The sequence below is a fragment of the Sinorhizobium terangae genome (genome assembly GCF_009601505.1).
GTDB lineage: Bacteria > Pseudomonadota > Alphaproteobacteria > Rhizobiales > Rhizobiaceae > Sinorhizobium > Sinorhizobium terangae.
Genome location: NZ_WITC01000085.1, coordinates 199,843 through 209,991, shown reverse-complemented (window position 1 = coordinate 209,991; position 10,149 = coordinate 199,843). Strand labels below are relative to the sequence as shown.

General features: G+C 59.8%; 9 protein-coding genes. 2 read left to right on the top strand and 7 right to left on the bottom strand.

The annotated features are described in order from the left end of the window. Window positions 1-132: 132 nt before the first annotated feature. Together GHK62_RS20820 and GHK62_RS20815 are read left to right on the top strand one after the other, a co-directional pair. Window positions 133-1,560 carry an ISNCY family transposase gene (locus GHK62_RS20820; protein WP_153437736.1) on the top strand — a complete coding sequence of 476 codons (1,428 nt, stop codon included), beginning with the start codon at window positions 133-135 and terminating at the stop codon, window positions 1,558-1,560. 626 nt (window positions 1,561-2,186) lie between these two features. Next, window positions 2,187-2,606: a DUF4864 domain-containing protein gene (locus tag GHK62_RS20815; protein ID WP_153441007.1), complete on the top strand. Its 420-nt coding sequence runs from the start codon at window positions 2,187-2,189 to the stop codon at window positions 2,604-2,606. Window positions 2,607-2,621: 15 nt separating this feature from the next. On the opposite strand, the gene tgt is transcribed toward GHK62_RS20815, so the two are convergent. The 7 genes from tgt to GHK62_RS20780 all read right to left on the bottom strand — a co-directional run bounded on the left by tgt (window position 2,622) and on the right by GHK62_RS20780 (window position 10,056). After that, window positions 2,622-3,752 (bottom strand): tRNA guanosine(34) transglycosylase Tgt, encoded by a 1,131-nt coding sequence (gene tgt / locus GHK62_RS20810; protein WP_153441006.1) that lies wholly within the window; start codon window positions 3,750-3,752, stop codon window positions 2,622-2,624. Next, on the bottom strand, window positions 3,753-4,835 hold the full coding sequence (gene queA / locus GHK62_RS20805) for a tRNA preQ1(34) S-adenosylmethionine ribosyltransferase-isomerase QueA (RefSeq protein ID WP_153441005.1): 1,083 nt from the start codon (window positions 4,833-4,835) through the stop codon (window positions 3,753-3,755). Between the two features lie 76 nt (window positions 4,836-4,911). Beyond that, window positions 4,912-5,421, bottom strand: a complete 510-nt coding sequence (locus GHK62_RS20800; RefSeq protein ID WP_136505465.1) for a peptidylprolyl isomerase — start codon at window positions 5,419-5,421, stop codon at window positions 4,912-4,914. A 22-nt stretch (window positions 5,422-5,443) separates the two neighbouring features. Beyond that, the gene (locus GHK62_RS20795) at window positions 5,444-6,016 is read right to left on the bottom strand and encodes a peptidylprolyl isomerase (RefSeq protein WP_153441004.1); all 573 of its coding nucleotides are present in this window, start codon (window positions 6,014-6,016) and stop codon (window positions 5,444-5,446) included. Between the two features lie 33 nt (window positions 6,017-6,049). After that, window positions 6,050-6,544: a pantetheine-phosphate adenylyltransferase gene (gene coaD / locus GHK62_RS20790; protein ID WP_153441003.1), complete on the bottom strand. Its 495-nt coding sequence runs from the start codon at window positions 6,542-6,544 to the stop codon at window positions 6,050-6,052. Between the two features lie 480 nt (window positions 6,545-7,024). Continuing rightward, complete coding sequence (locus GHK62_RS20785) at window positions 7,025-8,422, bottom strand: MATE family efflux transporter (RefSeq protein WP_153441002.1); 1,398 nt, start codon at window positions 8,420-8,422, stop codon at window positions 7,025-7,027. Window positions 8,423-8,796: 374 nt separating this feature from the next. Next, window positions 8,797-10,056, bottom strand: a complete 1,260-nt coding sequence (locus GHK62_RS20780; protein ID WP_153441001.1) for a TCR/Tet family MFS transporter — start codon at window positions 10,054-10,056, stop codon at window positions 8,797-8,799. Window positions 10,057-10,149: the final 93 nt, after the last annotated feature.

Genomic DNA, 10,149 nt, shown 5'->3' with positions numbered 1-10,149 from the left:
TAGAGATGCGACATATGAGCCAGTTAGAGATGCGACAGTCGTCGCCTCTTGGGATGCTGGTCAAACGTCAACGTTTGGAAGGAAGACTGGCGAGGTGAAGCGTGGTTGAGACCATGAGCGTTCGGAGTCGTCATGTCTTGTTTGATCACCATGTCGCAGAAGGAATTGCATCGTCTTGAACTGATCCAGCGGATTCGCGGGCGCAGCCTGACCGTCGTCGAGGCGGCCGCGTTGCTTCGTCTTAGCCGCAGTCAGGTCCACCGGCTGTTGCAGGCCTATGACCAGGCCGGCGCCGACGGTCTCGTCTCGAAGAAGCGCGGCCGTCCGAGCAACCGGCGTTACAGCGAGGACTTCCGCAACCTGGTGCTCGACCTGGTGCGTGAGCATTACCTGGATTTTGGACCGACGTTGGCCGCCGAGAAGCTGCTCGAACGCCACCGGATTGCCGTCAGCAAGGAGACGCTGCGTCAGTGGATGATGGAAGCCGGCATCTGGGTGTCGCGACGCGAGCGCAAGAAGCGGGTTTTCCAGCCGCGCGGCCGGCGCGATTGTTTCGGCGAACTCGTTCAGATCGACGGCTCGCTTCATTGGTGGTTCGAGAACCGCGGACCCAAATGCGCCCTGCTCGTCTATATCGACGATGCCACCGGCAAGCTCTTGCATCTGCGCTTCGCCGGATCGGAGAACACCTTCGACTATCTGCACGCGACGAAGGCCTATCTGCAGCAATGGGGCAAGCCGATCGCCTTCTACAGCGACAAGCATGGCATCTTCCGCACCACCCATGCTTCCAAGAAGGACAGAACCAGTGGCCTGACGCAGTTCGGCCGGGCCCTTTATGAGCTCAACATCGACATCATCTGCGCCAATACCCCGCAGGCCAAGGGGCGCGTCGAGCGCGCCAACCAGACGCTGCAGGATCGGCTGGTCAAGGAACTGCGGCTGCGCGGCATCGACTCGATCGCGGCGGCCAATGCCTATGCGCCGGAGTTCATGGCCGACTTCAATCGCCGCTTTGGCAAGGCGCCGCGCAATCCGAAGGACATGCATCGGCCGTTTGCCGCGCATGAGAACCTCGATGGCGCCATGTGCCGCAAGGAGGTCCGCAAGCTGTCGCAGTCGCTGACGCTGCGCTATGACAAGGTGATGTTCATCCTCGATCCGACCGACCTCGCCACGGCGCTCGCCGGCAAGAAGCTCATTGTCTGCGACTATCCCGACGGCCGCCTCGAGATCACCCATGAGGGGACGTCCCTGCCCTACAGAGCCTTCGACACCTTACGGTCGGTGCACCGCTCCGAGGTGGTCGAGAACAAGCGCCTTGATGACATGCTGGCCGTGGTCGCCGAGATGCAGGCCGGACGAGAGCAACAGCGCAGCAAGGGCGGGCCGCGCCGCACCGGCCAGACGGACCACATGTTCGGCATACGCGACGGCAGCCAAAGCAATGGCTACCAAAAGCGCGGCACCAAGCCTGGCCGGAGGACGGATTTTACCAAGGATCCGGTGGTCATCGCCAAGCGCCAGCAAGCCCTTGCGCAGCTGAAGGCGGCGGAGTGATCGGGGTGTCAAAGCTAAAGTTTATCTTGCCGCTGGAGCCATCCGCCGCCGACCGGGCTGCGCAACCCTGACCAGCTCCACCCGGCCGGCGGCTATCGTCTGCGTACTTTGTAAATATAGCAACTTGCAAACGAAGTAATAAGGAGTAGGATGACGTCGCGTTTCTAATTTGACTACTTTGTCTCATCTTTAAATAGCTGTGACATTGATGTAGGAGGAGTACATTCTATTTCCAAGTGCGACATGCCAATGAAAACAATGGCTTGCCCTTGGAGACTTTTAGATGTCGCAGTGCTATTTGCAGTTCACCCTTCTCGATCGCCGACGACTTCATCAGCTGATGGAGCGCACTGCCGCGACGTCTTAGCTCGATCCCACAATTTACGTGGAAGGCTGATCGGCTCTGTTTGATCTGCGCCGCGCAACCCACCCGATATTCGTTCGCCATGACGACATCACGAAGTTATGATGCCTGCGGACTTACATTAGATTTATTACACACTGCATTGAAATAACACGAACATTTGTATATTAGAGACAAGTAATGTTGTAATCTGGTGGATACGGGACACTTACCGACGCCGGCATCAAGCCTATCCTTGTTGGGTAACGGATGGAGGCCAGTCATGGTCAGGATCGTTTGTGTTGCACTGTGGCTGGCGCTTTCGATTGGAGCGGGCTCAGCCCTCGCCGATGAACCTGTCGATACGGCACAATCCATTATCCGCGCTCAGATCAAGGCTTTCCTGGAAGACGATGCGGAGACGGCCTATTCCTTCGCCTCGCCGGCTATCAGGACAAAATTTCCGGACAAGATCACCTTTTTCGACATGGTCAAGCGCAGCTATCAGCACCTCTACCGCCCGGGCAACTTCGCCTTCGGTCGCTCGAAAGTGGTCGGCGAGGAGGTGTTCCAGGAGGTCCTGATTTCGGGATCGGACGGCAAGGACTGGACGGCGATCTATGACCTCGTTCATCAGCCGGATGGCAGCTACAAGATCAATGGCGTGATGATGCTGCAGACCGCGTCCGGCCCTCAACTCTGACAGGCTGAAAGGAGGTCAGACGGGCGGCAAGTCACCGCGTTTCCAGCTTTCCTGGGTCTCCGCCATGAAATCGGCGTAACGCCCCTCCTCGATCGCCTTGCGGATGCCCGCCATCAGCTCCTGATAATAGGCCAGGTTGTTCCAGCTGAGCAGCATGCCCCCGAGCGATTCATTCGAGCGGATCAGATGATGCAGGTAGGCGCGCGAGTAGTCGCGTGTGGCCGGGCACGACGATTGCTCGTCGAGTGGCCGCATGTCTTCGGCGTGGCGCGCGTTTCGAAGATTGATGCGGCCGTAGCGGGTGAAGGCCAGGCCATGGCGGCCGGAACGGGTCGGCATGACGCAATCGAACATGTCGATGCCATGCGCGACGGATTTCAGGATATCGTCCGGTGTGCCGACACCCATCAGGTAGCGTGGCTTTTCGGCAGGCAGTGCCGGGCATGTGACGTCGAGCATGTCGAGCATCACGTCCTGCGGTTCGCCCACGGCCAGCCCGCCGATGGCGTAGCCCTTGAGATCAAGATCTCTGAGCGCAAGAGCCGAGCGCTCGCGCAGTTTCGCAAGGTCCCCGCCCTGGACGATTCCGAACATGGCCTTGCCCGGCTGGTCGCCGAAGGCCACCTTGCAGCGTTCCGCCCAGCGCAGCGACATTTCCATCGCCCGTTCGATTTCGTTGGGTTCGGCAGGCAGCGCCACGCACTCGTCGAGCTGCATCTGGATGTCGCTGTCGAGCAATCCCTGGATCTCGATCGAACGTTCCGGCGACATGTGATAGAGCGCGCCGTCCACATGGCTCTTGAAGGTCACGCCCTGCTCGTTGAGCTTGCGCAGGCTGGACAGCGACATGACCTGGAAGCCGCCGCTGTCCGTCAGGATCGGCCGTTCCCAGCGGATGAAGTTGTGCAGTCCGCCGAGCCGCGCAACACGTTCGGCACCGGGACGCAGCATCAGATGATAGGTGTTGCCTAGGATGATGTCGGCGCCGAGTTCCCGCACCTGGTCAAGATACATCGCCTTGACCGTGCCGACGGTTCCGACAGGCATGAATGCAGGCGTGCGGATCGTGCCGCGCGGCATCGAAACCTCGCCGCGGCGCGCCTTGCCGTCGGTTGCAAGCAGCTTGAATTGAAACGTCTCGGTCATCTAGTTTTTCCGGAAAAGCAGGCTTGAATCGCCATAGGAATAGAAGCGGTAGCCGGCGGCGATCGCGTGCGCATAGGCGGCACGCATCGTGTCGAGCCCGGCGAAGGCCGAAACAAGCATGAAAAGCGTCGATTTCGGCAGATGGAAATTTGTCATCAGCATATCGACCGCACGGAAGCGATAGCCCGGCGTGATGAAGATGCCGGTCGCGCCGGACCAGGGCCGGATTTCGCCTTCCTTCGTTGCCGCGCTTTCGATCAGTCGAAGCGACGTCGTGCCGACGCAGACGATGCGTCCGCCCCTCGCCCGCACCGCATTCAGGCTGTTGGCTGTCGCCGCGCTCACGTGGCCGATTTCCTCGTGCATCACGTGATCGTCGGTGTCATCCGTCTTGACCGGCAAAAAGGTCCCCGCACCGACGTGCAGGGTTACGAAGTGGCGCTCAATGCCGACCTCGTCTAGCCTTGTGAAAAGGCGTTCGGTGAAATGCAATCCGGCGGTCGGTGCCGCGACGGCTCCCTCTTCCCGCGCATAGACGGTCTGATAGTCAGTTCGGTCCCGCGCATCGTCCGGACGTTTGGATGCGATATAGGGGGGCAGCGGGATATGGCCGACGGCCATGATCGCCTCGTCGAGTGCCGGTCCGGAAAGGTCGAAGCGAAGTGTTACCTCGCCAGCGTCGGCCTTCTCTTCGACAGTGGCGTCGAGCGTGCCGAGCAGGCAGCTGTTTCCGCCGTGGCCGAACGAGATGCGGTCACCAGGTTTCAGCCGGCGCGCCGGTCGCGCGAAAGCCTTCCAGCGGTCAGGTGCGACCCGCATATGCAGCGTCAGCGAGACCTGCGTGACGATCTCATCGCTGCGCCTGCGAAGGCCTTCGAGCTGCGCCGGTATCACCTTGGTGTCGTTGAAAACGAGTGCGTCCCCGGGCCGCAGGAACGACGGCAGGTCGAGAACGCCGTGGTCGGCGAGGACAGGTTCGCCGTCCGGCCGCACGACAAGCATGCGGGCGCTGTCGCGCGGATTTGCGGGCCGCAGCGCAATGGAAGTTTCCGGCAGGTCGAAGTCAAACAGGTCTACGCGCATCGATGGTATCAGACAAAAGCAAACCCGCCCCGGCGTCTTTTGACGCGACCGGGGCGGGTCCGTGCATTAGCGCAAATCAGGCGTCGGCGGCAACCCGCATCGACACGATGGTGTCGGGGTCACGCACCGGCTCGCCGCGCTTGATCTTGTCGACATTCTCCATGCCTTCGATTACCTGGCCCCAGATCGAGTACTGCTTGTTGAGCCAGGGAGCATCGGTGAAGCAGATGAAGAACTGCGAGTTTGCCGAGTTCGGCATCTGGCTGCGGGCCATCGAGCACGTGCCACGCACGTGGCTCTTGTCGGAGAACTCGGCCTTGAGGTCGGGCTTGGAGGAGCCGCCCATGCCCGCGCGGCCGGGATTGAAGTGTTCGCTGCCGGTCTTTCCGTACTGCACGTCGCCGGTCTGCGCCATGAAATCCTCGATCACGCGATGGAACACGACTCCATCATAGGCGCCCTCGCGAGTCAGCTCCTTGATACGAGCGACATGACCCGGAGCGACGTCCGGCAGAAGCTCGATCACGACCCTGCCCTTGGTGGTCTCCATGATGATCGTGTTTTCCGGATCCTTGATCTCGGCCATGGTTCTTCTCCTTCTGTTTGACTTACTTGCCGACCTTGACGCTGATCATACGGTCTGGATCGGTGACGGCGCCGTTGTTGGCGTCATCCCCGAGCTTGATCTTGTCGACATTCTCCATGCCTTCGACCACCTTACCGACGACCGTATACTGGCCGTTGAGGAAGTCACCCGGCGCGAACATGATAAAGAACTGCGAGTTGGCGCTGTTCGGATCCTGCGAGCGCGCCATGCCTACTGTACCACGCTCGAAGGGCACGTCGGAGAATTCCGCCGGCAGGTCGGGTTTGGAGGAGCCACCCGTTCCAGCGAGTTCGGCCTGATAGCCGTCCTTCATATCTCCATATTGCACGTCGCCCGTCTGTGCCATGAAGCCCTTGATCACGCGATGAAAGGCAACGTTGTCGTATTCGCCTGCAGCAGCGAGCTCCTTGATCTGCTGAACGTGCTTCGGCGCGATGTCCGGGCGCAGCTCGACAACGACCGGGCCGTCCTTCAGCTCGATCGTGATCACATTGTCGCTCGACTGCGCGAAGGCCGACCCTGTCAGGGTGGCGAGCGCCAGGGCCCCTGCGAAAGCGAATTGGAGGATTTTCATGGTTTCTCCCTGAGTGGTGTGAGCTGTCCGCGCTCAGGCCTTACGCTTCGCCTGCAGCGCCTGATGGACCGCACGGGGCACGAAGGCGCTTACGTCGCCGCCCATCGCCGCGATCTGGCGGACCAATGTGGCCGTAATGGGCCGCGATGCGGTGCCCGCCGGTAAAAACAGTGTCTGGATGTCCGGAGCCATCTGCCGGTTCATGCCGGCCATCTGCATCTCGTAATCGAGGTCCGTGCCGTCGCGCAGGCCGCGCACCAGCAGGGTCGCGCCGTGACGGCGCGCCGCGTCGACCACCAGATTATCGAAGGAAACAACGGCGATATCACCTGCCCTTTCAGGCAGAGATTCGTTCAGCGAGCGGCGGATGAGATCGGCGCGCTCTTCGAAGGAAAAGAGCGGCGCCTTTCCGGGATGAATGCCGATCGCCACGATGACCTTTGCCGCGACGTTCAGTGCCTGCACAAGCACATCAAGATGCCCGTTCGTCATCGGATCGAAGGAGCCGGGGTAGAAAGCCGTGGTCATCGCACCTGTTTCCGTTTGGTGAAGCCTTTTGTCACGGAAGGCGGCTGACCGCAAGGGCAGCGCGGCCCGCGCTTTCGCCTGTTCCCTCGGAAACAGCAGGCAAGAAAGAATGAATGCTAGATGAATGGAGTGTTCAAGATGGTTTCACACCAGAAGTTGTACCGTGAGGCAAGAATGAACGGAACCTTTTTGGAGACATGCCGTTTTAGGAACTGAAAGGATTACGGCCATGGGACTTGCTCTGTTTTCGATGACAATGTTTTTCGCGATGTCCGTCGCCACAATCCATGCGCTTCGCAGCGAAGTGCGTGTCCGCAACGAGCAAGATCGCGGCTTTAATCTGTAAATGCCTCCAGGAACTTCTTGCCGGAAGTTTCAAAATAAGCGCCCTCATATCTTCCCCTGATGAGGTCGCTCTTGTAAGCCGGACGGCCTCCCCTGCCCGTCCGGCTTTTTCTTTTCGTCCCGCGCTGCCATGGTTCAAAAGGCCTTCGCCTGCATCGAACGAAGCAGATGGAAGAAGCGCCAATTGAGCGACAGGGCTGCCGCCGCAAGCCCCAGCACAAAGCCGAACCAGACGCCGACGCCGCCGAAGTTCAGCGGAAAAGCGAACGCCCAGGCGCAGAAGAAGCCGATCGGCCAATAGGAGATCATCGCCAGGATCATCGGTATCGTCGTGTCCTTGAGGCCACGCAGCATTCCGGCGGCAATGGCCTGGAGACCATCGACAAGCTGGAAAGCCCCGGCGATGACGATCAACGGACCGGCAAAAGCGAGCACCTCCGCCGCATCGGGCCGGCTCGTGTCCAGATAGAGGGCCGCAAGCTCTCGGGGAAAGAGCGCGAAGATCGTGCTGCCGACGGCAGCAAAGAGGCTGCCGAGCACGAGCACGGCAATGGCGGCCCGTCTGACGCCCTGCAAGTCACCGCTTCCGTAGGCAAGACCGATACGCACTGTTCCAGCCTGCGCGAGACCGAGCGGGATCATGAAGGCGATCGAGGCGAATTGAAGGGCGATCCCGTGCGCGGCCAGTTCCATAGTGCCGATATTGCCCATGAGCAGGGACGCGGCGGTAAACAGGCTGACTTCGGCGAGAATCGTCATGGAGATCGGAACGCCGAGATAGATCACCTCGCAGAATGCCGGCCAGTCCGGCCGCCAGAAGCGCACGAAGAGTTCGTACTGGTTCAGTTCCGGCCGGCTGCGGATATAGGCGATCGTGAGGGCTGCACCAAGCAAGGCGACGCCAAGGGCCGCAAGAGCCGCGCCGAATATGCCGAGCGCGGGAAAGCCGAAGTGCCCGTAGATCAGCACGTAGCAAAGCAGCGCATTGATAACGAGCGTTGCAAGCGTGACGTAGAGAATGATGCCTGCCCGCTCCAAGCCGCTCAGGAATGCCCTCAGCACCATAAAAGTGAGGCTCGGAAATATCGCCCATTGCGCGATATGCAGGTACTCCCCGGCGAGCTTCGCGACCTCGGGCTTTTGGCCGGCAAAGAGAAGGATCGACTCAGCCATCCACAGGAGCGGTGCCGTGAGTGCACCGTAGAGCAGCACCACCCATATGCCCATTCTCACCGAGCGGCGGACGGAAACCTTGTCGCCACGGCCCTGCGCCTGCGCGGCCATGGGCACCACCGCATTGGCAAAGCCGCTGCCGAAAATGAAGACGGTAAAGAATGTCTGCGTCGCAAGGATAATTGCCGCGAGCTCGGTCGCGCCAAGCTTGCCGACCATCAACACATCGGTCGTATTGATCGCCAGCTGCGCCAGCTGAGCACCGATGAAAGGCACACCGAGATAGAAGCTTGCACGAAAGTGGTTGCTCCACGAATTGTCGTTCTGAAGCTGAATTTGGCTAGTGTTCGTGGTCAGCATGGGAATCTAGCTCCAGATCACGTTCTAGACCTTGGACGCATCCAAAATCACAAATGTCATCGATTTCAAAAAGTTAGAGCGGGATGCGGGCGGAAAACCGCTCACATTTTTTCATTGTCCCGTTCTGTTGCGGCAGATCGGCTGCAAATCAACTCGGTGGAAGAATATCCGAGATAGAGCAGTGCCGACGAAAGTGCCAGCACGAAAGGCCTGACTGCTCAATTTTTCATCGAAGGATCAAAAAAATTGATCAATTTAAAGGCGTTGTCCCGCCCGGGCCTAAAGCGCGTCGCGTTCGATCGGACTGATGCGACGCTTTAGCTCTGATGCATGTCGTTGTCCCAAAACCGTTGTACATTTTTAGGCGACATGCATTAGGCCTGCGTTGGTTTCGGCACGCCATCCTGGAATGCCTCGCGCGGTAGTGGACGCACGCGCAGCAAGAAGACTGCGAGCCCCGTGACAATAAGGCAGCCCGCCAGCGCGTAGGGTGCGCCGGAAAACGAGAAGGCCGCCGCGGGATTGGTGAAATATCCGAAGATCTGCGTGAAGATGAGCGGCCCGACGATCGTCGTGATGCTCGAAATGCTGGTGAGTGCTCCCTGCAGTTCGCCTTGGGCCGATGGCGGGACATGGGCGGATGCAATGCTGCGCAATGGAGGATCGGCGAGGCTTTCAAGTGCCGTCGCGACGATCACGGCATACACCATCCAGCCCTGCCAGGCGGCGGCATAGCCGGCCATTCCGAGCGCAGTGAAGACGAGTCCGAGCGCAGCCGTTCGCCGTTCTCCGAACCGCATCACGACGCGCGGCAGGACAACGGCCATTACAAACGCTCCGCCGATACCGAAGATTCCGAGCGACAGCCCAATCTGCCCTTCGCTCCAGCCATAACGATAGGTTGAGACGAACGACCAGACCGCCGGGTAGACCGCATGCGCCAACCAGTAGAGAAAGAAGACAAGACCGATCCAGCCGACGCCGGGATAGTTGCGCATCTGTTGGAGCGCGCCGAGAGGATTGGCGCGCCACCACTCGAAGCGCCGCTTGTTTGCGTGGGCCAGGGTTTCGGGCAGGAGGAACAGGCCGACCATGAAGTTGATGAAGGACAGTGCCGCGGCGCCGTAAAACGGCACCCTTGGGCCTAGCTCTCCGAGAAAGCCGCCAATCACGGGGCCGAGCGCGAAGCCGGTGCCGAAGGCAATGCCGATCAACCCGAAATTCTTCGCGCGATTGCTGTCGTCGCTGATGTCGGCAATGTAGGCGGACGCGGTTCCGAAGCTCGCGCCGCTGATGCCGGCAAGGACACGGCCGACAAAAAGCATCCAGTAGCTCGTTGCAAGCGCACAGATCAGGTTGTCGATCGCGAAGGTGAGCACGGAGGCAAGCAGGATCGGGCGCCGCCCGAAGCGATCGCTCAAATTGCCGATCAAAGGTGCAAAGAGAAACTGCATCGCTGAATAGACGAGCAGCAGCCAGCCGCCGTCGATTGCTGCTTCGCCAACATCTGCGCCAGTCAGTTCCTTCAGATAGGTCGGCAGCACCGGCACGATGATGGCGATGCCCATGATGTCAAGAAAGAGGATGAGAAAGACGAGAAACAGTCCACGCCGCACGAATTTCTTGTCGAGCATGAAGCCCCTCCCCGCTGTGTATCGTCAGTGTGGAGACAGAACGTGAACGACGTCACCAAATAAGGTGTATCGTATTGTTATAAACGAAACAAT